This is a genomic window from Pseudonocardia nematodicida (genome assembly GCF_040105385.1).
Classification (GTDB): Bacteria; Actinomycetota; Actinomycetes; order Mycobacteriales; family Pseudonocardiaceae; genus Pseudonocardia; species Pseudonocardia nematodicida.
In genome coordinates, this window is record NZ_JBEDNQ010000011.1 from 263,345 (window position 1) to 286,928 (window position 23,584).

Genomic DNA, 23,584 nt, shown 5'->3' on the forward strand with positions numbered 1-23,584 from the left:
CGTACCGGATCCGGGTTCTCCGCGCGGGCCAGCGTGCGGGCGCCGGATCCCAGTGCGAGAAGGAGACGTCATGTCGCAGGAGCAGACGAAGCGCCAGGGCGGTGGCGACGGCGACGACGAGTCCGGCGAGAACGCGTCCGGATCGGGCCAGGAGCGTCGGGAGAAGCTCGGCGAGGACGTCGACACCATCCTCGACGAGATCGACGACGTGCTGGAGGAGAACGCGGAGGACTTCGTCCGGTCCTACGTCCAGAAGGGCGGTCAGTAGGCCCGCGGGCCTCCGGCCACCCTCCGCACCACCGTCCCGGCCGGGTCCGCAGTGCGCGGGCCCGGCCGTGCCGGACCAGGCCGCTCGCCACGAGCGGAACCGCCGGCGCACCACCCCGGATCGAGAGGCACGCACCCGACCATGGAGTTCCGGCTCGGCCACACAGTCGGCAGTACGGCACCCGGTAGCACCGGACACCTCGGCACCTTCCTGACCGGGTCCCAGTCGTTCACCGACTTCGTCGGGGCGACGGCGCCGCACCTGATGCCGGGCGCCGGGGTGGTGCCGCACGCGGCCGCACCCGGGAACGCCGCCGAGGCGCTCGGCGCGGTGCACGGCACCACGATCGTCGCGCTGCAGTACGCCGGCGGCGTCGTGATCGCCGGGGACCGTCGCGCCACCCAGGGCAACGTCATCGCGCAGCGGGACATCGAGAAGGTCTTCGTCACCGACGGGCACTCCGCGGTCGGCATCGCCGGCTCGGCCGGGATCGCACTGGAGATGGTGCGGCTGTTCGCGATGGACCTGGAGCACTACGAGAAGCTCGAGGGTGTCCCGCTGTCGCTGGACGGCAAGACGAACAAGCTGGCGGGGATGATCCGGCAGAACCTCGGCGCGGCGATGCAGGGGTTCGTCGTCGTCCCGCTGTTCGCCGGGTACGACATCGACGCGACCGACCCCGCGCGCGCCGGCCGGATCGTCACCTTCGACCCGACCGGCGGGCGGTACGACGAGCACATGGGCTACCACGCCGTCGGCTCCGGCTCGGTGTTCGCGAAGTCGTCGCTGAAGAAGCTGCACGACCCGGCCGCCGACCTCGACGGGGCCGTCCGTACCGCGATCGAGGCCCTCTACGACGCCGCGGACGACGACACGGCGACCGGCGGGCCGGACACCGTCCGCCGGATCTACCCGATCGTCGTCGGGATCTCGGCCGAGGGTGCGGCCCGGCGCGGCGAGGACGAGATCGCTGCGGTGGTCGACCGCGTCGTCGCGGGACGCAGGGAGCAGCCCGGTGGACCGAGCCGCTGACCCGGCCGGCCGGCCGCACCCCGCCTTCCGTACGCACGAGCCCCTGGAGCGCTCCCCATGACGATGCCGTTCTACTCCTCCGTCGACCAGCTGCTGCGCGACCGGTCCGAGCTGGCCCGCAAGGGCATCGCGCGCGGGCGCAGCGTGGTGGTGCTGACCTACGCCGGCGGGGTGCTGTTCGTCGCCGAGAACCGGTCGACGGCGCTGCACAAGGTCTCCGAGATCTACGACAAGATCGGCTTCGCGGCCGTCGGCCGGTACAACGAGTTCGAGAACCTGCGCACCGGCGGGATCCGGATGGCCGACTTCCGCGGCTTCTCCTACGACCGGCGGGACGTGACCGGCCGGATGCTGGCCAACGCCTACGCCCAGGCGTTGGGGACCGCGTTCGTCGAGCAGCAGAAGCCGTTCGAGGTGGAGCTCTGCGTCGCCGAGGTCGGCGCCGAGGCGGACGGCGACCAGCTCTACCGGATCACCTACGACGGCTCGATCACCGACGAGCCCCGCTTCGTCGTGATGGGTGGTCAGACCGAGCCGATCTCGACCAAGCTCGGCGAGACCTACTCGCACGGCCTCGAGCTCGGCGCGGCGATCGAGGTCGCGCTGGGTGGTCTGCAGGTCCCGGGTGCCGACCCGGCGGCGTCGAACGGCAGCTCCGAGGCGCGCGTGCTCGGTGCCGAGGCCCTCGAGGTCGCCGTCCTCGACCGCGCGCGGCCGCGCCGGACGTTCCGCCGGATCGAGGGCGCGGCGCTGGCGGCACTGCTCCCGGCCGTGAACCGGGGCACCGAGGAGCCCGAGCCCGACGTCGCGGGCGGGGACGACGCGCCGGCTGCGGGTGGTGCGCTGGGCGAGGACGGTTCGTCCTGACGCGGTTCTCGGCGACCACCGAGTCCGCGGCGGTCGTGACCGCGGACCGGACGGCGGTGTGGGGTGTGCTGACCGACCCTGTGCTGCTGCCGAAGCTGACCCCGTTGCTGAGCAGGATCGACGCCGAGCCCGGCCCCGACCGGGCGAGTGCCCGCTGGCGCTGGCACATGGTGCAGCTGGCCGTGCTCGGCGTCGGGATCAAGCCGGTGTTCACCGAGCGGATGAGCTTCACCGAGGGCAAGCGGATCGAGTTCACCCACGAACCGCCGCCCGGGGTGACCGAGTGGTCCGGCGCGGAGGGGTACTACGCGCTGCGCGACGCCGAGCCCGGTACGGACGGGGCACCGGCGACCCACCTGGAGATCTCGCTGACGCTGCACGTGGACATGCCGCTGTCCCGGCTGGCCGCGCCCGTCGTCACCCGCACCATGCGGGCGACGATGGACGTGACGGGGGACCGGTTCGGCGCGAACCTGCTGAAGTACCTGCACGCCCGGGAGCGGTAGGCCTCACCGTTCGGCCGCCGGGCGCGAGGCGGGCTCGAACAGGAACTGGATCCGCTCCATGACCGGCCGGCGTGCCGTGTTGTGGAAGGCCGCGACCGACCAGGTGCCGCCGTCCCGCACGACGATGTAGGTCTGGACCTTGCCCGGCACCGACGGGGGCTCGTCGCCGTCGTAGGTGTCCCCGCGGGTGCTGACGACCGCGACGTCGGGGCGCACGAACCGCACCGACAGGTACCGGTCGACCAGCCGGGTCCCGGACAGCAGCCCGCCGAACAGGGCGCGGTGGCTCTCGACGACGTCCTCCCGTCCGGCGTAGTGGGTGCCGACCCAGCTGGTGTAGGTGGCGTCCGGGGTGAAGGCGGCCCCGTAGGCGTCGGCGTCCCCGGCGTTCCAGGCCGTGGTCAGCGAGCCGATCGTCGCGCAGACCGCCCGGTGCTCGGGCCCGCCGGGCGCGACCGGCCCGGTCACGGGTGCGGCGGTGCAGTCGACGTGCCCGACCGCGTGCGGGGTGGAGGACGCCGTCAGCCAGAGCCACGCCCCGGCACCGAGCGCGACGAGGCCGGCGCCCACGAGACCGGCGACGAGACGGCGGCGCCGGCGGGGGACGAACGATGTGGTCACGGGACCTCCCGATGAGTTGTGCGTGTGCAATCATTGTGTAGACGCAGTCATTGCGCAAACGCAACTGAAATGGGGCGAGGGTGACCGAGCGCGATCCGACGACCGAGATCTATCGCCGCTACCTCGCCGCGGTCGTGCGGTTCCATCTGCGGGCGGCCGAGGCGGCCGGACTGGGGCCCACCGACTACCAGGCGGCGAGCCTGCTGGAGCTGGACGGCCCGACGACGGCCGGTGCGCTGGGCCGGCGGCTCGGGCTCACCCCGGGTTCCGCGACCCGGGTGGTCGACCGGCTGGTCGCCGCCGGCCTCGCCCGCCGGGTGCCGGATCCGGGAGACCGCCGGCGCGTCCTGGTCGAGCACACCGGCGTCCTGCCGCCGGGGCTGACCGAGATCCTCGACCGGGTCCGGGAGCCGATCGGCGCCGCAGTGGCCGATCTGTCGAGTTCCGAGCGCGCGGGCCTGGTCCGCTACCTGACCGTCGCGGAGCGGGCATACCGGGACGCTCTCGAGTGTTCCCCCGATGGCATGATTGAAGAATCAACTACTTGGGGGCGCCATGAGTGAGATCGTCTTCGGCCTGGACACCTTCGGCGACGTGCCGACCGACGACGCCGGGGAGTCGCTGACCCATCCGCAGGCCATCCGGCAGGTCGTCGACGAGGCGGTGCTCGCCGACGAGGTCGGCGTGGACGTCATCGGCCTGGGGGAGCACCACCGCGCGGACTACGCGATCTCCACGCCGGAGACGGTGCTCGCCGGGATCGCCGGCCGGACGTCGCGGATCCACCTCTCGTCCGCGGTGACCGTGCTCAGCTCCGACGACCCGGTGCGCGTCTACCAGCGGTTCGCGACGCTGGACGCGCTGTCCTCCGGTCGCGCCGAGGTGATCCTCGGCCGCGGGTCGTTCACCGAGTCGTTCCCGCTGTTCGGCTACGACATGAGCGACTACGAGGTGCTGTTCGAGGAGAAGCTGGACCTGTTCGCCAGGCTCCTCGACGAGAAGCCGGTGACCTGGCGCGGCACGACGCGGGCGGCGCTGGACGGCATCGAGGTCTTCCCGACCACCGGCCGCAGGATCCCGGTGTGGGTCGGGGTGGGCGGGTCGCCGGAGTCGGTCGTGCGGACCGCGCGGCACGACCTCGGCCTGGTGCTGGCCGTCATCGGCGGGGCGCCGGCGCGGTTCGCGCCCTACGTCGACCTCTACCACCGGGCCGTCGAGCAGTTCGGGAACGCCCCGAAGCCGATCGGGGTGCACGCGCCCGGATTCGTCGCCGACACCGACGACGAGGCGCGCGAGATCTTCTACGCCCCGTTCAAGGTGCAGATGGACCGGATCGGTGCGCAGCGCGGCTGGCCGCCCATGTCGCGGGCCCGGTTCGAGGCGGACGTCGCGCAGGGGGCGCTGCACGTCGGGTCGCCGGAGACGGTCGCCCGCAAGATCGCCGAATCCGTGCGCTCGCTCGGAGCGGGCCGGTTCGACCTGACCTACACGGTCGGCCCGCAGCCGGTCTCGGCCCGGATGCGCGCGGTCGAGCTGTACGGCACCCGCGTGGTCCCGATGGTGCGTGAGCTGCTGGCCTGATCACGGGGTGGGCGCACACGCGGCCGGTCGTGATCGACCATCGGGCCCGGAATCCGGCCTGATCCGTCCGGGTTCCGGGCCCGATCAGTGATCGCCGCAGCCAGGCTCGGCTCCGGGGCGTGGGGCCGATGATCACGGGGTGTCGTGGGTGCGCGCGGGGTCCGGGGCGACGTGGACCGCGCGGGCCGCGGTGGTGCGCAGGGTGTCGGTGAGCGCGCGGAGAGCGGGGAGGCCGGCGTCGGACTCCCGGGTCGCCAGGAGCAGGGCGCGGGTCACGGCCGGCCGGCACGGCACGAAGCGCACGCCGTCGAGTGAGCCGGAGGGTCGCGACGACGGTGCCACCGCACCCGGAACGAGCCCGGACGGCACCTCGTCGCTCTCGTCAGGGCCCACACCCGGCCGGGGCCCGACCCGCTCGGCGTCCCGGGGGCTCCCGTCGGGCGCGGCGGCGCCGGTCGTGCCCGGCACCGCGGTCGTCGGGACCAGGGCGATGGCAAGCCCTGCACGGACCAGCGCGAGCTGGGTGGCGAAGTCGCCGAACAGGTAGCGGACGTCGGGCTCGACCCCTCGGGACCGGAGCAGCTGCAGCATGGCCTCGTAGGGCTCGGTGCCCACCGGGCTCGACGCCCACACCTCGCCGGTCAGCCCGCGCAGCGGCACCGGGTCCAGCTCGGCCACCGCGTGACCGTCGGGCACCGCGAGCAGGACGGGTTCGGTGACCAGTGTGGTCACTTCGAGGCCGGCCGGGAGTGTCGCCGGGCGGTGCGTCCAGCTCTCCAGCAGTACGGCGTCGAGATCCCGGGAGCGCAGCGCGGGCAGCATGTCGACGACCTCGCCGTCGGTGACGGTCGGGACCAGCCGCGGGTGGTCCGCGGTCAGGCTCCGCAGCACGTCCGGCAGCAGGGCGCGCAGGGCGCTGGCGACCGAGGCGATCCGCAGCGGGCCGGCGACGTCGTCGTGCAGCGTGGCCAGGTCGCGCTCGGCACCGGCGACGGCGGCCGCCACCGCGCGGGCGTGCCCGGCCAGCACGTGCCCGGCCGCGGTGAGCCGGATCCCGCGGCCGTCCGGTTCGACCAGCCGCGTCCCCGTCTCGCGTTCGAGCTTGCGCAGCTGCTGGGTCACGGCGGGCCCGGTGATGTGCAGCGCGGCCGCCGCGGCCCCGACCGACCCGTGATCGGCGACGGCGGCGAACACCCGGAGCCTGTCCCATGCGATCACAGCGTCATTCCGATCACGCAGCGATTCTAAGCAGTACACCGCAGAAACAGTCATTGGATCTTCACGGTTTCGACAGGCAGCGTGGAGATCGTGACCGCAGCAGTACACGCCCCCGCACCGCACCGGACCCCGTCCGCCGACCCCCGCTCCGTCGGTGCCCTGCTCGCCGGGGCGACCGTACTGGCCTGGACCGGGATCCTGGTCGCACTCACGGGTGCGGACCCGGCGACGGCGTCGTTCTGGCGGTGCGTGCTCGCGCTGGTCGTGCTGGCCCCGTGGGCACTCGCCGAGTGCCGGCGGCACGGAGGGGTCGCTCCGGCGGCAGCCGGCTGGGCGCTGCTGTCCGGGGTGCTGCTCGGCGCGGACTTCCTGCTGTGGGCCCGCGCGGTGCTCGATGCCGGGACCGGCATCGCGAACGTCGTCCTCAACGTGCAGGTCGTCGCGCTGCCGCTGATCGCGTGGCTGGTGGCGGGGGAGACGATGTCGCGGCGTCAGCTGCTCGCCGTCCCGGTGCTCCTGGGCGGGATCGCGCTGGCCGGTGGGGTGTTCGGCGCGGGGGCCGGCGGGCCGGAGCCGGTCCGCGGCGCGGTGCTCGGCACGCTGGCCGGGATCGCCTACGCCGGGTTCCTGTACCTGAACCGCTCGGTGTCCCGACGGCACCGCCGGCACCTGGTCACCCCGGTCGCGCTGGCCACGGTCGGCGCCGCGGTCACCAGCGGGATCGTCGGTGCGGTGGGCGGCGGGATCGCCGTCGACCTGCCGGCGCAGAGCTGGGCGTGGCTGATCGTGCTCGCACTGTCCGGCCAGGTCGTGTCGTGGGTGCTGATCGGCCGCGGCACCGCGGGCCTGACGCCCGGGACGGCCGCGGCGCTGCTGCTGGTTCACCCGGTCCTGTCGGTGATGCTCGGGATGCTGGTGCTGGCGGAGCGGCCGACGGCCTGGCAGCTCGTGGGGTGCGCGGTGGTCGTCGCCGCCGTGGCGTGGCTCGCCGGGCCGGGTGGGTGGGCCCGCAGGTGGACGCGTCGGGTGGCCGGGACCGTGCCGCGGACGGACTGATCAGTCCCGGACGGCCGCGACCGCCTCGATCTCGACGAGCTGGTCGTCGTAGCCCAGCACCGTCACCCCGATCAGCGTGCTCGGCGGGTCGTGGTCACCGAAGGCGTCCCGCACGACCTCCCAGGCGGCGACGAGGTCGGCCTGCCGGCTCGACGCCACCAGCACCCGGGTGCTGATCACGTCGGTCAACGACGCGCCGCTCTCGCGCAGCGCGGTCGTCATGTTCTGCACACACCGGGCCGCCTGACCTGCGTGGTCTCCGACCGCGACGGTCGTCCCGTCGACGTCGAGCGGGCAGCTCCCCGCCAGGAAGATCAGTCTTGCGTCGGCCGGAGCGGTGGCGGCGTAGGCGTACTCGGCGACGTCGGACAGGGCCCGGGAACGGATCAGGGTCACGGCGCTGGTCATCGCCGGCAACCCTAGTCAGCTCACGCCCGGATGCGCCGAGGATTCGTGTGGACGTCGCCGGCCTCCTCGCGCAGACCACGGGATCGGGCGTGAGTCGACGATCATGCGTGGTCGTGGGCGCGCGTGTGGGGAGCCGGGAGGCGGGCGCGGTCTCGCGCGAGAGGGCACAGGACCCGGTAGCCCGTCCCGGACACGCGGCGGCTACCGCAGGAGGTCATCGGCGACCGGCACCGGTCGCTGCGAGCTCGCCGATGCAGCGGTACGCCAGCGCGAGGATCGTGAGAACCGGATTCACTCCGCCGTTGGTGACGTGCAACGAGGCGTCGCTGATCCAGAGACCGGCGTGTCCGTGTACCCGGCCGTACGGATCGGTCACCGAGTGGGCGGGGTCCGTCCCCATGCGCGCGGTTCCGGCCTGGTGCTGACCACCGGTCAGGCCGGTCTGCACCGGTCCGGTCCAGACCTGTCGCGCCCCGGAGGCGTGCATCCATCGTTCCGCCCGGCGGCGAAGTGCATGCGCGGCGCGCACGCTCTCCGGGTGCTGTGCGCCGGACAGCCGGGCGACCCGCTGGCCGATTGCGTCCCGGACGTCGTCGGCGAGGGTGACACGCGCCTGCGGGTTCGGGATCTCCTGGATCGGCCCCATGAGGTGGGCGGTACGCAGATAGGCGTCCCGCATCCACTGTTTCGCCGCGTGTCCCCATCGCGGCGCGTCGGGTGCGATGGCCCAGACCCGGAACAGGGCCGGCATCTTGACGACCTCGTTGGCGATCACCCCGCCACCGATCCCCTCTCCATCCAGGTCGTGTGTGTACTCGGTGGTCGCGATGGACACGCCGGGTCCGTGCAGGTCCTGTACCGGATCGTCGAACAGCCCGAACGCCCCGACGTAGTTGTGCCCCTGCAGATGCCGGCCGACGTGGCCGCTCCGGTTGCCCAGCCCGTCGGGGAACTCGGGGGTGCTGCTGGCGAGCAGCAGGCGTGCCGTCTCGATCGCTCCCGCGGCGAGCACGACGGCGCCGGCCCGGATCTCGCGCCGCGCGCCGGTGCGCAGGTCGTCGACGACGACCCCGGTCGCCCTCCCGGTGTGGTCGACGAGGACGCGCTCGACGAACTGCCCCGGGACCAGGCGGCACAACCCGGTGGCGAGGGCGAGCGGGATCACCGTGTTGTGGGAGCCCGCGCGGGCGTCGACGGGGCAGCCGAAGCCGATGCACTGGCCGCACCGCACGCACGCGGCCCGGCCGTCCCGTTGCTGTGTGTTGATCAACAGTGGGACCGGTCCGGTGCTCAGGCCGAGCGCCTCGGCGCCCTTGCGGAGTACCCCCGCCTCCACGGTCTCGGGCTGTGGTGGCATGGGATACGGGGCGCTGCGCCGCCCCTGGAACCGGTGCGCCGATCCGTCACCGCACACCCCGAACTCCTGCTCGACCCGGGTGTAGAAGGGTTCCAGCTCGTCGTAGGTGAGCGGCCAGTCGGCCAGGGAGCTGCCCTCCGGGACCCCGTAGCGCGAGGCCATCCGGAAGTCGTCGGGCTGGAATCTCCAGGCCATGCCCTGGTAGACGCGGGTGCCTCCACCCACGGTCATCGCGTTGTTCTGCCACTGGAAGTGGTGCGGCGCGTCGATCCTGTGCTCGCCGTCGGAGTCCGCGACGACACGCGGATTGCCCGTCCGCTCCGGGCCGGTGTTGTGCCCGTAGCCCGAGAACCGGTGGTTGGCCAGGTGGTCGTGACCGATGGCCTCGGTGGTCAGGAACCGGCCGCGGTCGAGCAGCAGCACCCGCGCACCCGCCTCGGTGAGAACCCGGGCGGCCACGCCACCGCCGGCTCCCGCACCGACCACGACGACGTCGTAGCTCCCGTCGAGGGCCTCGACGCCGGACTCGGTGGGCGCGACGTGCCGGACGAGCTCGGGCACGGGGAGCTTCGGTGCCGGGTCGTAGCCGATCCCGGACCATGACCCGCTCTCCCGGCGACCGTAGTAGCCGTGCGCGGCGACGTCGGCCAGCGTGGCGACGAAGACGCGGGGAGACACCGTCCACCCGGGTCGCCGGTCCTGGTCGCCGAGTTCGGCGACCAGCTCCGCGTCCAGCTCCGCCCCGGCGGCGAGCTCCGCGGCGAGCGCGTCGAGACCGGGGGTGAACAGGGTCCTCCAGTGCTCGGCGTGATGGTCGGCCGCGACGCCGTCGAGCCAGCCCAGCACGCCCGCCTCGGTCGCCCCGGGCTGGGAGTCGGCAGGGATCACCACGTCGAGCAGGCGGGTGACCAGCGAACGGTCGGGGTAGGGGATCACGGAGTGCTCCTTGTCGGCTCTGTCGCGGCCGAGGTCATCGGACGCCACGGACGGGCTGGATCGCGATCGCACCGAGCACCGCGAAGACGGCGGCGGCGACGAACACGGCCAGGTAGTCGCCGCTGCCCAGGAGCAGGAAGACCGGTGCGATCGTCGGCGCGAGCGACTGCGGGATCGAGCTCGCGATCTGGAAGGTCCCCATGTCCTTCGCCGCGTCGTCCGGGTTCGGCAGGACGGCCGCGACCAGGGCGAGGTCGATGGCGTGGTAAAGGCCGGTGCCCACCGAGGTCACGGCGCTTCCGATGAGGAACTGCGTGAACGTCGTCGACATGCCGATCGTCAACAGCCCGGCCCCGCCGATCAATGCGGCAACGAGGACCAGCGGCTTCCGCCGCCCGATACGGTCCGACAGCCAGCCTCCGAGCACGGACACCGCGATCGTCACCGTGGCGCTGACCAGTGTGCTGACGAAGACGCGGCCGGCCACCTCGTCCGTCGGGATCCCGAGCCCGTCGGTGAGGAAGTAGACCTGGTAGGTCAGCAGGAACGCGGCACCGGTGAAGAAGAGGAACCGGCTCAGGAAGGCCCACGCAAGTCCGGGTGCCGGCGCGGGCTGATCCAGAAGCCGCGGACGAACTCGACGGGGTTCACCCGGGCCGTGTGCGGTCCGGCGGGGACATCGGCCCGCGGCCGGTCGGGGAGCACCGCGACGAGCAGGCCGACGAACAGCGCCGCGACGGCGAGCGGTACCAGGAACATCCAGACCGACGGGCTGCCCACCACCTGCACGATCAAGGTGCCGAGCAGCACGGCGCTGATCGGGGTCAGGCCGAGCAGGCCGGACACCCTGCCCCGCTGCGCATCGGGGATGTGGTCGGGGAGGATGGCGTTGAGCGCGGCCTGCGTGGCGTTGAACGCCGCCTGGCACAGGCACCAGCCCAGCCCGAGCACGAGCATGTTCGGCGCCAGCACGATGACCGCGAGGCCGATCCCGCCGGCGACGACACCCGCCGCGAGCCACGGGCGTCTGCGCCCGAACCGGGATGTGGTCCGGTCCGACAGCGCCCCCCAGATCGGCATGCAGATCATCGCGATGAAGGCTCCGATCCCCAGGATCAGGCCCAGCGCGGTGGCCTTGTTCACCCCGTCCAGGCTCGCGACCTTGAGTGCGAGCGTCACGGTGACCGGTGTCAGCAACACGGTCCACAGGCCGAACTGGGCCAGCACGTAGATCGCGATGAGAGAAGTCGGTGCCCGGGCTGCGTCCGGCGCTGGGTGACGGACGTCGGCCGGTCGTGCGGCGGTCGGATCGTGGGACTGCGACATTGCGGTCTCCTGGAGGCGGCGGCCCGGGTGGGCCGAAGCGGACGTACGGGTCAGACGGTGGTCGCGACGGTGGCGCGCGCCGCGACGGTCAGCTCGTCGGCGATCGCGACGGCCGCACGCCAGGCGAGCGCGACCGTCGTCAGCGTCGGGTTCGATGCGGTGGCCGTGGGGATGACCCCGTTGCCGCCGACGTAGAGGTTCTCCACCCCCCAGACCCGTAGCAGCGGGTCGCACACCGAGGAGCCGTCGTCCGTCTCGCCCATCCGTACGGTCCCCTGGTAGTGCAGTGACGAACCTCCGGCCGCCAGGGTGGGCGGCTCGACGAGCGTCCCGATCCGGCTCGCCGCGCGGGCCGAGTTCCGCCTCATCTCCTCGATGGTCGCCCGGTCCCGGTCGGTGTGCGCGTAGCGGATCCGCATCCGCGGCATCCCGTAGAAGTCGGTCTCGGTGTCGCTGAACTCGACGGCGTCGGCGAAGCGGACGTCCTTCGCCCCGTACCAGGCCAGGACCGCGAGCCTGGCCGAAGCGTCGTCGCCCGGGCCCATCCGGTACGCGGAGTTCGCGAGCAGCACCACGCCGCCCTGCATGGGCCGGGTGTCGGAGAACGGCGTGAGCACGGACCGGACGTCGCGGGGTGCGGGCGGAAACCGGGCGGGGTCGAACTCGTCGTCCAGCGTCACGAACGAGGTGACCTGGAAGTGCTCGTTGAGATGGTGCCCGAGAGCGGGAGGCCGGATGCCGGAGGCGAAGAGGACCTGCGGTGTGCGCAGCCCGTCGGCGCAGACGACGACCCGCCCGGCCCGCACCTCGTGGACCCGGCCCGATCGGCGGTCCTCCAGCACCGCGCCGACGGCGACACCGTCCTCGACGAGCACCCGGCGGGCGAGAGTCTCGCTGCGCAACTCGAAGCCGGGTACCGATCGTTCGAGATCGCCCAGGATGGTCCCGGTCCCGGCGAAGCGGAGGACGTCACCCTCCCACCGCGTCGAGGTCGGCATGAAGCCGGTCGGGACGAGCCCCGGCCCGTCGAACTCCTCCGCGATCACCGAACGGACCGCCTCGGGCAGCCCGTCGCCCGGAACCGCCGGCGTCGTCGTGCCGAGAAGCTGCTCGGCACGGTCGAGGGCGGCGTCCATCTCGGCTGCATCGACGAACGGGACGCGCTCGGACTGCTGCGGCCGGGGGCTCGACGTCGCCCAGTGGATGCCCATCCCGCCGACGCCGCTCGCCATACTGGCCGCGGGTAGTCCGACCTCGCCCGGAGACGTCGCGGGTCGTGGATCCACGAAGAACAGGCCGGGCAGGATGGTGTGCCGGAACTCCAGGCTCGGATCGATACCGGTCGCGAGATCCGAGAGGGCGGCCGCCCTCTCGATGCCGGCGTCGGGGCCCTGGGTGATCAGCTGGGCCGCGGTCCGGTCCTCGTCCGACAGGTTCTGCGTGTGGTCGCCTCGTCCGCCGGGTACGGGCGGACCGACCTCGACCATCAGGATCCGGGCCGACGGCACGGCGTCACCGATGGTCCGGGCGTAGGTGGCACCGGCGGGGCCGCTGCCGATCACCAGCACGTCCACCGGTTCGTGTGTGGTCATCCGTACTCCTTCCACCGCCGGAGCGGCGTCAGTCGGTGGCGGGAGCCATCGCGGCGGTCAGGTCGAGGATCTGCCGGATCTTCGACCACGGATCGCCCCCGGTGCCCTCGTACTCGATCGTCAGCGGACCCCGGTAGCCGTGCCGGGCCAGGATTCCCAGCGCGCGCGGGAGATCGACGAGCCCGATCGCCCCGTCGTCGGCCACCTCGTGCGCCTTGACGTGCACGAGCTCGGCCCGCCCGGCGAGTGCGTCGATCCCCTCGTAGACGGGCTCGAGCTCGGCCGGGCCGGGGAGTGGGCCGGCCGGTCCGCCGGTCAGCGGCGCCATCATCGGCGCCATGATCACGTCGAAGTTGCCGAGGTCGAGGAGCAGGCCGAGGTTCTCCGGGCCGACGGCGTCGAGCAGCCGGTTCATCCAGACGGCGTCGCTCGACCGACCTCCGTGGTTCTCCACGAGCAGCCGGACCCCCCTCTCGCGGGCGTACGAGCCGAGCCGGGCCAGTGCCTCGACCAGGTGGTCCGGCGGGGTGCTGCCGTGGTTCGGGCTCAGCGGTGACCCGGGGTTGACCCGGACGAAGACCGACCCGAGCTCCGCACACCGGTCGATCCAGGCGGTGAGCGCGGCGATGTCGTCGGCACGCCGGGCGGGGTCGTCGGCGAGCAGGTCGCCGTCGTCGACGGCGACGTTGAGCAGCGTCGCGCCCGCCGCCACCGCTTCCGCCGCGAACCGGTCGAGCTCCGGGTCGTCGACCCCGGCGAACTGGAACGCGACCGTCTCGACCGCGGTGACCGCGAACCGGTCCGCCGCCAGGCGGGGGAACTCGGTCAGCGCGATCAGTCTGGGGTACTCGGTCGCGAACCGGATCTCACGGCCGTCGGGCGCGACGGCGCTCAGATCGATCGGTCCGAGCTGCTCCCGGAGGCTGTAGGACGACACAGACAGGGTGTTCATCGGTTTCCTCTCCGCGGTCGATCCTCCGGAGAGGAAACCGTCTCGGTGTCGCGCACCACTTGGTAGTGACTACCTATTTGTAGTCTAACCCGGCACGGTGTCAAGCCCGCACGGGAGTCGGTGGCCGGTAGGCTCGGGCGATGGGGCTTCGAGAGATCAAGTCGGCGCGCACGCGACAGCGGATGGTCGGCGTCGCCGTCGAGCTGTTCCTCGAGCAGGGCTACGACGACACGACGATGGAACAGATCGCCGAATCCGCCGAGGCGGGGACGACGACTCTCTACCGGTACTTCCCGACGAAGGACCTGCTGCTGCTCGACCGGCTCGTCGGCGGCCCGGACCTCGGGGAGCGGCTGCGTGATCGGCCGTCCGACGAACCGGTCGGCGAGGCACTGGCCGCGGTACTGCGCGCCGCCGCGGCCGACTTCGATGCCCCGGACCTCCGGATCGCGGAGATCCGACAGCTCGTGGACGTGACCCCGGTGCCGCGCGCACGGCTGTGGGACTTCCACCTCAGCGCCCGGACCCGATTGCAGGACGCGCTGGCCGCTCGCATGGGCCGCGCGGCCGCCGACCTGTCCGTCCGGCTCACGGCCACGCTCGCCCTGGAGATCCTCACCCTCTCCGACGACCACCGTCGGACGCGCGATCACCCGACGTCCCACTCCGCGGCGATCGAGGACGTGCTCGCCGGACTTCCCGATGCCGAGCTGGTGCTCCCGTCGGGCGCAGCGGCGCGCGCCGAGCCGGTGCCGTGACCGGCCGGCTCAGACGACGATGCGCTCGGCTCCGGTGTAGACATTGCCGGTCTCGCCCCGCAGGAACCCGACGAGCGTCATCCCGGCCTCCTCGGCCAGGTCCACCGCCAGCGACGACGGCGCGGACACCGCCGCCAGCATCGGCACCCCGGCCATCACGGCCTTCTGCACCAGCTCGAACGACGCCCGTCCGGACACCATCAGCACCGTGCCGGCCGCCGGGATGCGGCCGTCCATCAGCATTCGGCCGAGGACCTTGTCGACGGCGTTGTGCCTGCCCACGTCCTCCCGGGCGGCGAGCACCTCACCGTCGGCGTCGAACAGCGCGGCCGCGTGCAGGCCGCCGGTCGAACCGAAGACCTTCTGGTGCTCACGCAGCCGGTCGGGCAGCTGCACCAGCAGCTCGCGCCCGATCCGCAGCGCGTCGGCGGCGGGGGAGTGCCGGGTCTTGAGCTTCACCGCGTCCAGCGAGGCCTTCCCGCACACCCCGCACGACGACGTCGTGTAGAAGTTCCGTTCCACCGAGGTGTCCGGCGGTTCCACACCGGCGGCCAGGTCGACGTCGAGCACGTTGTAGGTGTTGCGGCCCTGGTCGTCGAGCGAGTCGCAGTAGCGCGCGGCCGCGATGTCGGCGCCGCTCCCGATCACGCCCTCGGTGAGCAGGAAGCCGTGCGCCAGCTCGACGTCGTGGCCGGGGGTCCGCATCGTCACCGACAGCGGCTTCCCGCCGACCCGGAGCTCGAGGGGTTCCTCGGCGACCAGGGTGTCCGGCCGCGACCGGGTCGTCCCGTCGGCGGTCAGGCGCAGCACCGGCCGGCGGACCGTCAGCCGTCCCATCACGTCCTCGTTCCTCCGCGCCACCTGGGCGGGCGGTGGGCGGACCACCAGGGTAGGCGCCGCCCGGGGCCGGCCGCCGCGGCTCGGTCTACTCCGGGATCCGGGTGCGCCCGCCGGACGCGATCGCGCCGATCGCGACGACGCAGGCGACCCCGGCCACCGTCCACGGCACCCACGCGCGACGGGGGCGCGGACCGGGCGCCGACGGAGCGGACCCGGACGACGACGGGTCCGCCCCGACGGCGGGAGAGATCGGTGCGGCGGCGGTCCGCATCATCGCCTCGATCGCCGAGGCGGGCAGCGCGGTCGCGCCGGGCCGCGGAGGGACCCGATGGGTGGGGTCGACGGGGGTGACCCACTCGGACGGGGTGGACAGCCCGGCCGGGGCGGTCCACCGGGGGCGCTCGGGAAGCATCGGCGGGGCGCTCCGCTGCGCCGGGACGGCCGGGGTGGTCCACCTGTTCTCGTCGTCGTCGGACGCGCCGTGGCGGGGCTGGTACGAAGTGGTCACAACTTCGCATCGGTGCCCTGACCGGACGTGTTGCCCCCCGCCGTTCGGAGTCATCAGTTCTGGGTAGGCCGGGCCCGTAGGATCACCGCGTGCGCGGGTACGGGGGCCGACGACCGGGGGCCGGGATCGTCCTCGCCGGCGGCCGGTCGTCCCGGATGGGGACGCCGAAGGCCGACCTGGACTGGCACGGGACGCCGCTGCTGACCCGCACCGTCGCCGTCCTGGGCCGGGCGGTGAACGGGCCGCTGGTCGTGGTGCGTGCGGCCGGGCAGCCGCTGCCGCTGCTCCCGGAGGGCACCGAGGTGCTCGACGACCCGGTGCCGGACCTGGGCCCGCTGCCCGCGATCGGGATCGGCCTGGCGGCGGTCGAGTCGCTGGACCGGAGCTCCGCATTCGTCGCGTCGGTCGACCTGCCCCTGCTGCACCCCGCGTTCGCCGCGCGGACGCTCGACCACCTGGACGGCCACGACGTCGCCCTGCCGGTCGCGCACGGCCACCACCAGCCGCTGGCCGCCGCCTACCGCACAGCCCTCGCCGCCGAGATCGCCGCGCTGACGCGAGCCGGGGAGGGCCGGCCGCCGTCGCTGTTCGCCCGCTGCGACGTGCACCGGATCGACGAGCGTGCGCTGCGCGCCGACCCGGTCCTCGCCCGCCTCGACCCCGGCCTGGACTCGCTGCTCAACGTCAACACCCCCGACGAGCTCGCGGACGCCCTGGCCCGCCCACTGCCGGCGGTCCGGCTGCAGGACGGCGACGGCCGGACCCGCACCCTGCGCGCGGCCCGCGCCGGCGCCGTCGAGGGCGGTCTCGTCGCGGTCGGCGAGACCGTCGCGCCCCCCGGCCCGCTGCCCTCCTGGTTCCCGCTGGTCACCGGCGACTCCGTCGCTCGTGAGCGGTTGTCGCGGTCAGGACCGCGATAACCACTCACAAACCGTTGCGGTTCAGGGCGGTCATCAGCGACGTCCGCCGCCGGTAGGTCTCCCGGAGGACGCGCAGGTACTGGACGAAGTCCTCCTCGCTCCCGGCCGCCCTGTGCAGCTCCCGGACATCGACGAGCGTCTCCGCGACCGAGGCGTACACCCGGGTGTCGGCGCCGCCCTCCAGCTGGGCGTCGACCTCCGAGCGGTAGAGCTGCGCGGCGCCGAGCGGCCGTTCGTCCCGGCTCGCCTCGGCCAGATCACGCCACCCGGCCCCCGCACCGAACTCGTCGGCGGCCGCCCACGCGGCGGCGAGGTCCCCCTCGCCCAGCGCCAGGTCGACGAGCACCGCACCCCGCTCGTGCGAACCGGCGCGCGAGCGGGCGTGCGCCAGCGCCCACTCCCGCTCCGCCTCCCGCCGGCCGAGCTCGCCGGCGAACGCGAGCAGCGCCGCGAACGTCGTCCGGTCCGGACGGCTGGTGAACTCGGTGCGCAGCACCCCGACCGCGTCGTCGGGCCGGCCGGCGCCGAGCAGCACCCGGGCGACGTCGGCGGGGTCGAGCCAGTGATCGGCACCGGACGGGCCGAGCCGGCCGGACACCCGGCCGTCGGCGATCGCCCGGTCCATCCAGCCCAGGACCTCGGACTCCCGCCCGGCGGCCCGCAACCGCCGGACGATCCCGCCGTAGGTCGGCGACCGGCCACCGTGCTGCAGGATGTCGATCGCGGCGTCGACGTCGCCGTCGTGGTCGGCCAGCTCCAGGCGCATCCGCTCGATCTCGAACAGGGTGTCGCCGGTGGGGTCGAGGCCGGCCACCGCGGCCCGGTAGGCCGTGAGCCCGGCGTCGCCCAGCCCGGCCAGGTGGTCGTCGAGGACGACCTCCGGCCACCCCGGTGAGCCCACGCGGAACTTCACCAGCCAGCGGGCCAGCCTCCGGCCGTCGGGCGAGCCCTCGCGGCACGACCGGGCGTGCAGGTCGACGGCGCGCTGCCCGGCGTCGCCGATGACCCCGGCGGAGTCGTCGGCCTGCAGCGCGAGCGCGCGCAATCGGGTCGTCGCGCGCTCCAGGGCGGGCCGGACGGTGTCCGGGGCGCCCGCGTCGAGGTGGTCCTCGAGCTCGTCGAGGACCGCGTTCGCGTCCTTGGCGACGTCGAAGGAGTGCCGGTAGTCGATGAACTCGCGGGTGCGCAGCGCCTCGGTCACGGCCGCCGTCAGCCGTCGCGTCGCGCCCGGGTCGGGGGTGCCCGCGGTGGCCCGGACGCGCAGCAGCCGGTCGACCGCGGGGTCGCCGTCGGCGATCGTGCGCAGCAGGGCGCGCAGCGCGTCGGCGTCGAGGGAGCCGAGGTAGATGTCGAGGTCGTCGCCGGGGGGAGGCCGTCCGGGGTCGGAGTCCATCGGGACAGTCTGCCGCCTACGCCGATCATGTGACGTGGATCTCCGCGGTTGCTACGGTGGAGGAGTCCCGGACTCACCAGCCGGAGGTCGACGATGACCCGCACGACCCGCAACCGCCGTGGCTTCAGGCCCCGCCACGTCCGTCTCACCGAGCCGCTCGTCCGCGAGAACGGCGTGCTCCGCCCCGCCTCGTGGGAGGAGGCCCTGGACCGCGCCGCGGCCGGGTTCCGCGACGTGCCGGGCGAGCGCTACGGCATGTTCAGCTGCTCCAAGGCCACCAACGAGATGAACTACACCGCGCAGAAGTTCTCCCGGGCGGTGATGGGCAGCAACAACGTCGACAGCTGCAACCGCACTTGACACGCTCCCAGCGTCGTCGGTCTGACGGCGGTGTTCGGTGCCGGCGGCGGCACCTCCGCGTACGTCGAAGCGGAAAACGCCGACCTGATCGTCCTGTGGGGCAGTAACGCCCGCGAGACGCACCCCATCTTCTTCCACCACGTGCTGCAGGGGATCTCGGGCGGGACCCGGCTGTTCTCGGTGGACCCGCGGCACACCTCGACCGCGCAGTGGGCCGACTCCTGGCTCGGGCTCGACGTCGGCACCGACATCGCGCTGGCCAACGCGATCGGGCGCGAGATCATCCACGCCGGTCTGGTGAACCGGTCGTTCGTCGAGCGCTCGACCACCGGGTTCGACGACTACGCCGAGACCGTCGAGCCCTACACGCTGGAGCGAGCCGAGGAGATCACCGGCGTGCCGGCGTCGTCGATCCGGGAGCTGGCGCACGCCTACGCCCGTGCCGACCGCGCCCAGATCTGCTGGACGCTCGGCATCACCGAGCACCACAACGCCGCCGACTACGTCTTCGCGTTGATCAACCTGGCGCTGCTGACCGGGCACGTCGGCCGCTACGGCTCCGGTCTGGTGCCGCTGCGCGGGCAGAACAACGTGCAGGGCGGCGGCGACATGGGCGCGATCCCGGCCAAGCTGCCCGGCGGCTACGACGTGTCCGACGACGAGGCCCGCGCCCGTTTCGAGGCCGTCTACCGGGGCAAGCCGATCCCGTCCGAGAAGGGGATGCACCTCTCGGAGATGTTCGAGGCGATGGAGCGCGGCGAGCTGAACGCGCTGTACTGCATCGGCGAGAACCCGGCGGAGTCCGAGGCCAACGTCGTGCACGCCCGGCAACTGCTGGAGGGCCTGGACCACCTCGTCGTCCAGGACATCTTCCGGACCGCCACCGCGGAGCTGGCCGACGTCGTGCTGCCGGCCTCGGCGGACTGGTGCGAGTACGAGGGCACCGTCACCAACTCCGAACGACGGGTGCAGCGGGTCCGCAAGGCGCTCGACCCGCCCGGGCAGGCCCGCCCGGACACCCACATCATCTGCGACATCGCGAACCGGCTCGGCCACGACTGGGGCTCACCGACCGCCGAGCAGGTGTGGGACGAGCTGCGGTCGGTGTCGCTGAACTGGCACCACGGGATGAGCTACGCCCGGCTCGACGCGCTCGGCGGCATCCAGTGGCCGTGCCCGACCGAGGACCACCCGGGTACCCCGCTGATGCACGCCCGGCTGTGGGAGACCGAACCGGAGAAGCGCGGGAACGCGGCGCCGTTCACGCCGGTCGAGCACGTCCCACCGGTCGACGAGCTCACCGACGACTACCCCATCAGGCTCACCACGGTGCGGCTGCTGGACGCCTACAACTCCGGCGTCCAGACCGGCGGCTACGCTTCGCCGCTGCGCCGCCGGGAGTCGCTGCGGATGGACGCCTCGGACGCCACGCGGCTCGGCATCGCCGACGGCGAGCGGGTGCGGGTCACGAGCAGGCGCGGCTCGGTGGAGGCCCCGGTGGCGCTGGACCCGTCGCTGCGGCCCGGGCTGGCGTCGTTCACCCCGCACTTCACCGAGGAGGTCGACGTCAACGCGCTCACCAACGACGCCTGGGACCCCAAGTCCGGGACGTCGGAGTTCAAGGCCACCGCGGTGCGGATCGAACGTCTCGGTTCGCTCCCGGCGGCCGGGGGGTAGTGGATGGATCTGCACCTGTCGTCGGCCTCGCCCACCGAGGGCGAGCGCGAGGCGATCGACGCCGCGTTCGCGATGCTCGCGCCCACGGTTCCCGAGCGGGACGGCGACGTCGCGACCCGGTCGGTGCACGCCGGGCACGCCGCCCGGTCCCGGCGGCACCTGCTGCTGCCGATGCTGCACGCGGTGCACGACGCCGTCGGGTGGCTCTCGGAGGGGGCGCTCAACCACGTCGCGCGGACGCTGCAGGTCCCGCCGGCGGAGGTGTACGGCGTCGCCACGTTCTACGCGATGTTCTCGGTCGAGCCGCGGGCGCCGCGGGTGGTGCACGTGTGCGACGACGTCGCGTGCGGCCCGTTCGGCGGCGAGGAGATCATCGCCGAGCTCGAGCCGGGGCTGGACGGCTCCACCGACGCCTGCTGGGTGCGCAGCCCATGTCTCGGCCTGTGCGAGCGCGCTCCGGCCGTACTGCACCAGCGCGCGGGGGAGCCCGACCTCTCCCAGGCCCCGGCCACGCCGTCGTCGGTCCTGCAGGCCGCGCAGGCCCCCGCGGACCCCACCGGCGAACAGGCCTCCGCCGCGGATCACGCGTTCGCCGACACCACCGTCAGCGCACCCCAGACCCGCACCGGTGAGCACCTGCGGCTGCTGCGCCGGGTCGGCGTCGTCGACCCCGGCTCACTGGACGACTACCGGGCCGCCGGCGGGTACGCCGCGCTGCGCCGTGCCGTCGACCTCGGCCCGACCCGGGTCATCGCCGAGCTGAAGGACGCCTCGCTGACCGGGCGCGGCGGTGCGGCGTTCCCGACCGGCGTGAAGTGGGAGACGGTCGCGGCCACCCCGGAACGCCCGCACCACCTGATCTGCAACGCCGACGAGTCCGAGCCCGGCACGTTCAAGGACCGCGTCCTCATGGAGGGCGACCCGTTCGGCCTGATCGAGGCCATGACCATCGCCGGCTACGTCACCGGCGCGACGACCGGGCACCTCTACATCCGCGGCGAGTACCCGCTGGCGACCCGCCGGCTGCAGGACGCGATCGCCGCCGCCCGGGCCCGTGGCTACCTCGGCGACGACGTCATGGGCGAGGGCTTCGCGTTCGACATCGACCTGCGCCGCGGCGCCGGGGCCTACATCTGCGGTGAGGAGACCGCGCTGCTGGAGTCGATCGAGGGCTACCGCGGGGAACCACGGAACAAGCCGCCGTTCCCCGCCACCGCCGGGCTGTTCGGCAAGCCCACGGCGATCAACAACGTCGAGACCCTGTACGACGTGCTGGAGGTCCTCAACATCGGCGGGCAGGCCTTCGCCTCGGTCGGCGGCGGGAAGTCCACCGGGTCGAAGCTGTTCTGCGTCTCCGGCGCGGTCGGGACGCCCGGGGTGTACGAGGTGGACTTCGGCACCACCCTGCGGGAGCTGCTCGACCTCGCCGGTGGCACGCGCGGGGAGCTGCGCACCGTGCTGCTCGGCGGCGCGGCCGGTGGTTTCGTGATGCCGTCCGATCTGGACACACCGCTCACATTGGAGGGTGCCCGGGAGATCGGCGCGACCCTCGGCTCCGGCGTCGTGCTGGTCTTCGACACCGCCGCCGACCTCACCGGCACGCTGCGCCGGATCGCGGCTTTCTTCCGGGACGAGTCGTGCGGGCAGTGCGTGCCCTGCCGGGTCGGGACGGTGCGCCAGGAGGAGGCCCTCGCGCGGCTGGAACGGGACGCGCCGATCGGGTCCCGGGAGACCGAGCTGGCCCTGCTCGACGACCTCGCCCGGGTCATGCGGGACTCGTCGATCTGCGGGCTCGGGCAGACCGCGCCGTCGGCGGTGATGTCGGCGATCGACCTCGGGTTGATCGCGGCGCCGTCGCGCAACGCCGGTGGCCCCGACTCGAACGGGCACGCCCATCCGGAGGTCAACGGGCACTCGGGCAACGGACACGGGGGCGGGCGATGACCGCCCCCGGATCGGCTCGGGGCAGGCACGAGGAACGGCGCGCGTACCGCATGCGGCCGGCACGGGACGCGGAGACGGGGTGGCGGACATGACCACGACCGGCGGCAAGGGCCCGGCCGGACCGGACGGCGGGTCGCGCGCACCCGAGCCCGGTGAGATCGACGGCGCCCCCGAGGCGGACGCGTCCCGTACCGAGAGCAACGGCTCCGGGACACCCGGCGGCGGCCCGGGCGCGGGGGAGGGCGTCGGCACGCTGCGCCGCAGCAACGGTGCGGGCGCGGTCGGCGTCACCGTCGCCGACCCGGCCGGATCCGCACCCGGCCCCGCCGAACGGCTCGCCGGCGGCCCGGTCATGCTCGGGCAGATCCGCCGGACCGTGACCGTGACGCTCGACGGCACCGAGGTCCGCATCCCCGAGGGCTCGACGATCCTCGAGGCCCTGCACCGCGAGGGCACGCCCGAACAGGCTGACACCCCGACCCTGTGCTGGGCCCCGAACATGGACCCGATCAACGCCTGCCGGGTGTGCGTGGTCGAGGTCGAGGGCTCCCGCGCGCTCGTCCCGTCCTGCGCGCGGAAGTGCGAGGACGGCATGGAGGTGCGCACCGCCACCGAGAAGGTCCGGCACAGCCGCCGGATGGTCCTGGAACTGCTGGCGTCCTCGGTGGACATGGACCAGGCGAGCGCCGACGTGCAGCGCTGGATGACCGACTACGGCGTCGACCCCGACCGCTACGGCCCACCGGCCGCACCGGCGGAGGCCGGCGAGCGGGACCGCCGGCACGCCGGGCACCACCATGCCCCCGACGGCCGGACCCGGGCCACCGTCGCCCAGCCCGTCAAGGTCGACAACGACCTCTACGTGCGGGACTACTCGCGCTGCATCATGTGCTACAAGTGCGTCAACGCCTGCGGGACCGACGCCCAGTTCACCTTCGCGATCGCCGCGGCCGGGCGCGGGTTCGACGCCCGCATCGCCACCGAGCACGACGTCGAGCTGCCGGAGTCGGCGTGCGTCTACTGCGGGAACTGCATCGGCGTCTGCCCGACCGGCGCGCTGAAGTCGGTCGCCGAGCACGACAAGCGCGAGGCCGACGACTGGCACCCCGACGAGGAGAGCGTCACGACGACGGTCTGCTCGTTCTGCGGGGTGGGGTGCAACCTGGAGCTGCACGTGCAGCGCGGGGAGATCGTGAACGTGACCAGCCCGTCGGACCACTCGGTGACCTACGGGCACCTGTGCATCAAGGGCCGTTTCGGGTTCCGGCACGTGCAGAACCTGCCGGGGAGCTAGCGCCCCGGACCTCTCCTCGGCGCGGGCCATGTCCCCGGTCACATCGATGACCCCTCGATGTGGCCCTGGCGCCATGGCGTGGTGGGTGCGAACTCGGTCACAGTGAAGTCCGATCGCAGCACGGTGGGTCACCGGACGACCACCGTCCCCGACCACCGGGCGATCGACTT

23 protein-coding genes are annotated in these 23,584 nt (G+C 73.3%); 12 read left to right on the forward strand and 11 right to left on the reverse strand.

The window, feature by feature from the left end:
* Nucleotides 1-70 precede the first annotated feature (70 nt).
* From WIS52_RS25000 to WIS52_RS25015, 4 genes are all read left to right on the forward strand, one after another.
* The gene (locus tag WIS52_RS25000) at nt 71-268 is read left to right on the forward strand and encodes a ubiquitin-like protein Pup (protein WP_349300804.1); all 198 of its coding nucleotides are present in this window, start codon (nt 71-73) and stop codon (nt 266-268) included.
* Between the two features lie 141 nt (nt 269-409).
* Complete coding sequence (gene prcB, locus WIS52_RS25005; RefSeq protein WP_349300805.1) at nt 410-1,300, forward strand: proteasome subunit beta; 891 nt, start codon at nt 410-412, stop codon at nt 1,298-1,300.
* A gap of 57 nt (nt 1,301-1,357) precedes the next feature.
* Complete coding sequence (prcA, locus tag WIS52_RS25010; protein ID WP_349300806.1) at nt 1,358-2,167, forward strand: proteasome subunit alpha; 810 nt, start codon at nt 1,358-1,360, stop codon at nt 2,165-2,167.
* Nucleotides 2,168-2,232: 65 nt separating this feature from the next.
* Nucleotides 2,233-2,673, forward strand: a complete 441-nt coding sequence (locus WIS52_RS25015; RefSeq protein ID WP_349300807.1) for an SRPBCC family protein — start codon at nt 2,233-2,235, stop codon at nt 2,671-2,673.
* Nucleotides 2,674-2,676: 3 nt separating this feature from the next.
* Here the strand turns inward: WIS52_RS25015 and WIS52_RS25020 are convergent, their stop codons facing one another.
* On the reverse strand, nt 2,677-3,294 hold the full coding sequence (locus tag WIS52_RS25020) for an SgcJ/EcaC family oxidoreductase (protein WP_349300808.1): 618 nt from the start codon (nt 3,292-3,294) through the stop codon (nt 2,677-2,679).
* Nucleotides 3,295-3,374: 80 nt separating this feature from the next.
* Between WIS52_RS25020 and WIS52_RS25025 the strand changes: the two genes are divergently transcribed.
* Both WIS52_RS25025 and WIS52_RS25030 read left to right on the forward strand, forming a co-directional pair.
* Nucleotides 3,375-3,857: a MarR family winged helix-turn-helix transcriptional regulator gene (locus WIS52_RS25025; protein WP_349300809.1), complete on the forward strand. Its 483-nt coding sequence runs from the start codon at nt 3,375-3,377 to the stop codon at nt 3,855-3,857.
* On the forward strand, nt 3,850-4,875 hold the full coding sequence (locus tag WIS52_RS25030) for an LLM class flavin-dependent oxidoreductase (protein ID WP_349300810.1): 1,026 nt from the start codon (nt 3,850-3,852) through the stop codon (nt 4,873-4,875). Before WIS52_RS25025 ends, WIS52_RS25030 begins: the two co-directional genes overlap by 8 nt.
* Before the next feature lie 132 nt (nt 4,876-5,007).
* Here the strand turns inward: WIS52_RS25030 and WIS52_RS25035 are convergent, their stop codons facing one another.
* The gene (locus tag WIS52_RS25035) at nt 5,008-6,093 is read right to left on the reverse strand and encodes a LysR family transcriptional regulator (RefSeq protein WP_349300811.1); all 1,086 of its coding nucleotides are present in this window, start codon (nt 6,091-6,093) and stop codon (nt 5,008-5,010) included.
* 90 nt (nt 6,094-6,183) lie between these two features.
* Between WIS52_RS25035 and WIS52_RS25040 the strand changes: the two genes are divergently transcribed.
* Nucleotides 6,184-7,149: a DMT family transporter gene (locus tag WIS52_RS25040; protein WP_349300812.1), complete on the forward strand. Its 966-nt coding sequence runs from the start codon at nt 6,184-6,186 to the stop codon at nt 7,147-7,149.
* Here the strand turns inward: WIS52_RS25040 and WIS52_RS25045 are convergent, their stop codons facing one another.
* The 6 genes from WIS52_RS25045 to WIS52_RS25070 all read right to left on the reverse strand — a co-directional run bounded on the left by WIS52_RS25045 (nt 7,150) and on the right by WIS52_RS25070 (nt 13,720).
* A complete protein-coding gene (locus WIS52_RS25045; protein WP_349300813.1) occupies nt 7,150-7,557 on the reverse strand; it encodes a RidA family protein in 408 nt (135 codons plus the stop codon).
* Nucleotides 7,558-7,771: 214 nt separating this feature from the next.
* Entirely contained in the window at nt 7,772-9,850 is a 2,079-nt protein-coding gene (locus WIS52_RS25050; RefSeq protein ID WP_349300814.1) for a GMC oxidoreductase, read from the reverse strand.
* Between the two features lie 34 nt (nt 9,851-9,884).
* Nucleotides 9,885-10,472, reverse strand: coding sequence for an MFS transporter (locus WIS52_RS25055; RefSeq protein WP_349300862.1), 588 nt, complete (start codon nt 10,470-10,472; stop codon nt 9,885-9,887).
* The gene (locus WIS52_RS25060; protein WP_349300815.1) at nt 10,427-11,176 is read right to left on the reverse strand and encodes an MFS transporter; all 750 of its coding nucleotides are present in this window, start codon (nt 11,174-11,176) and stop codon (nt 10,427-10,429) included. Before WIS52_RS25060 ends, WIS52_RS25055 begins: the two co-directional genes overlap by 46 nt.
* Nucleotides 11,177-11,226: 50 nt before the next feature.
* Entirely contained in the window at nt 11,227-12,768 is a 1,542-nt protein-coding gene (locus tag WIS52_RS25065) for a GMC oxidoreductase (protein WP_349300816.1), read from the reverse strand.
* A gap of 28 nt (nt 12,769-12,796) precedes the next feature.
* On the reverse strand, nt 12,797-13,720 hold the full coding sequence (locus WIS52_RS25070) for a sugar phosphate isomerase/epimerase family protein (RefSeq protein ID WP_349300817.1): 924 nt from the start codon (nt 13,718-13,720) through the stop codon (nt 12,797-12,799).
* 140 nt (nt 13,721-13,860) lie between these two features.
* On the opposite strand from WIS52_RS25070, the gene WIS52_RS25075 reads away from it, so the two are divergent.
* A complete protein-coding gene (locus tag WIS52_RS25075) occupies nt 13,861-14,478 on the forward strand; it encodes a TetR/AcrR family transcriptional regulator (RefSeq protein ID WP_349300818.1) in 618 nt (205 codons plus the stop codon).
* A 9-nt stretch (nt 14,479-14,487) separates the two neighbouring features.
* Here WIS52_RS25075 and fdhD read toward each other — a convergent pair whose 3' ends face one another.
* Nucleotides 14,488-15,315 carry a formate dehydrogenase accessory sulfurtransferase FdhD gene (gene fdhD, locus WIS52_RS25080; protein ID WP_349300819.1) on the reverse strand — a complete coding sequence of 276 codons (828 nt, stop codon included), beginning with the start codon at nt 15,313-15,315 and terminating at the stop codon, nt 14,488-14,490.
* Nucleotides 15,316-15,403: 88 nt separating this feature from the next.
* Nucleotides 15,404-15,826: a hypothetical protein gene (locus WIS52_RS25085; protein ID WP_349300820.1), complete on the reverse strand. Its 423-nt coding sequence runs from the start codon at nt 15,824-15,826 to the stop codon at nt 15,404-15,406.
* An 89-nt stretch (nt 15,827-15,915) separates the two neighbouring features.
* Here WIS52_RS25085 and mobA point away from each other — a divergent pair, with 89 nt between their 5' ends.
* Nucleotides 15,916-16,746, forward strand: coding sequence for a molybdenum cofactor guanylyltransferase (gene mobA, locus WIS52_RS25090; RefSeq protein ID WP_349300821.1), 831 nt, complete (start codon nt 15,916-15,918; stop codon nt 16,744-16,746).
* A gap of 4 nt (nt 16,747-16,750) precedes the next feature.
* Here mobA and WIS52_RS25095 read toward each other — a convergent pair whose 3' ends face one another.
* Nucleotides 16,751-18,139 carry a DUF6880 family protein gene (locus WIS52_RS25095; protein WP_349300822.1) on the reverse strand — a complete coding sequence of 463 codons (1,389 nt, stop codon included), beginning with the start codon at nt 18,137-18,139 and terminating at the stop codon, nt 16,751-16,753.
* A gap of 93 nt (nt 18,140-18,232) precedes the next feature.
* Here WIS52_RS25095 and WIS52_RS25100 point away from each other — a divergent pair, with 93 nt between their 5' ends.
* The 3 genes from WIS52_RS25100 to WIS52_RS25110 all read left to right on the forward strand — a co-directional run bounded on the left by WIS52_RS25100 (nt 18,233) and on the right by WIS52_RS25110 (nt 23,414).
* A complete protein-coding gene (locus WIS52_RS25100; RefSeq protein WP_349300823.1) occupies nt 18,233-20,176 on the forward strand; it encodes a molybdopterin oxidoreductase family protein in 1,944 nt (647 codons plus the stop codon).
* Nucleotides 20,177-20,179: 3 nt separating this feature from the next.
* Nucleotides 20,180-22,120 (forward strand): NAD(P)H-dependent oxidoreductase subunit E, encoded by a 1,941-nt coding sequence (locus WIS52_RS25105; RefSeq protein ID WP_349300824.1) that lies wholly within the window; start codon nt 20,180-20,182, stop codon nt 22,118-22,120.
* Between the two features lie 88 nt (nt 22,121-22,208).
* Nucleotides 22,209-23,414: a 2Fe-2S iron-sulfur cluster-binding protein gene (locus WIS52_RS25110; protein WP_349300825.1), complete on the forward strand. Its 1,206-nt coding sequence runs from the start codon at nt 22,209-22,211 to the stop codon at nt 23,412-23,414.
* The last annotated feature ends 170 nt before the right edge of the window (nt 23,415-23,584 follow it).

Excerpts from the sequence above, each read along its gene's own strand:
- WIS52_RS25000 (WP_349300804.1), top strand. The coding sequence starts at position 71 with ATGTCGCAGGAGCAGACGAAGCGCCAGGGCGGTGGCGACGGCGACGAC.
- WIS52_RS25070 (WP_349300817.1), bottom strand. The coding sequence starts at position 13,720 with ATGAACACCCTGTCTGTGTCGTCCTACAGCCTCCGGGAGCAGCTCGGA.
- prcB (WP_349300805.1), top strand. The coding sequence starts at position 410 with ATGGAGTTCCGGCTCGGCCACACAGTCGGCAGTACGGCACCCGGTAGC.
- WIS52_RS25065 (WP_349300816.1), bottom strand. The coding sequence starts at position 12,768 with ATGACCACACACGAACCGGTGGACGTGCTGGTGATCGGCAGCGGCCCC.
- WIS52_RS25105 (WP_349300824.1), top strand. The coding sequence starts at position 20,180 with ATGGATCTGCACCTGTCGTCGGCCTCGCCCACCGAGGGCGAGCGCGAG.
- WIS52_RS25060 (WP_349300815.1), bottom strand. The coding sequence starts at position 11,176 with ATGTCGCAGTCCCACGATCCGACCGCCGCACGACCGGCCGACGTCCGT.
- WIS52_RS25110 (WP_349300825.1), top strand. The coding sequence starts at position 22,209 with ATGACCACGACCGGCGGCAAGGGCCCGGCCGGACCGGACGGCGGGTCG.
- WIS52_RS25095 (WP_349300822.1), bottom strand. The coding sequence starts at position 18,139 with ATGGACTCCGACCCCGGACGGCCTCCCCCCGGCGACGACCTCGACATC.
- WIS52_RS25030 (WP_349300810.1), top strand. The coding sequence starts at position 3,850 with ATGAGTGAGATCGTCTTCGGCCTGGACACCTTCGGCGACGTGCCGACC.
- WIS52_RS25045 (WP_349300813.1), bottom strand. The coding sequence starts at position 7,557 with ATGACCAGCGCCGTGACCCTGATCCGTTCCCGGGCCCTGTCCGACGTC.
- WIS52_RS25075 (WP_349300818.1), top strand. The coding sequence starts at position 13,861 with ATGGGGCTTCGAGAGATCAAGTCGGCGCGCACGCGACAGCGGATGGTC.
- prcA (WP_349300806.1), top strand. The coding sequence starts at position 1,358 with ATGACGATGCCGTTCTACTCCTCCGTCGACCAGCTGCTGCGCGACCGG.
- fdhD (WP_349300819.1), bottom strand. The coding sequence starts at position 15,315 with ATGGGACGGCTGACGGTCCGCCGGCCGGTGCTGCGCCTGACCGCCGAC.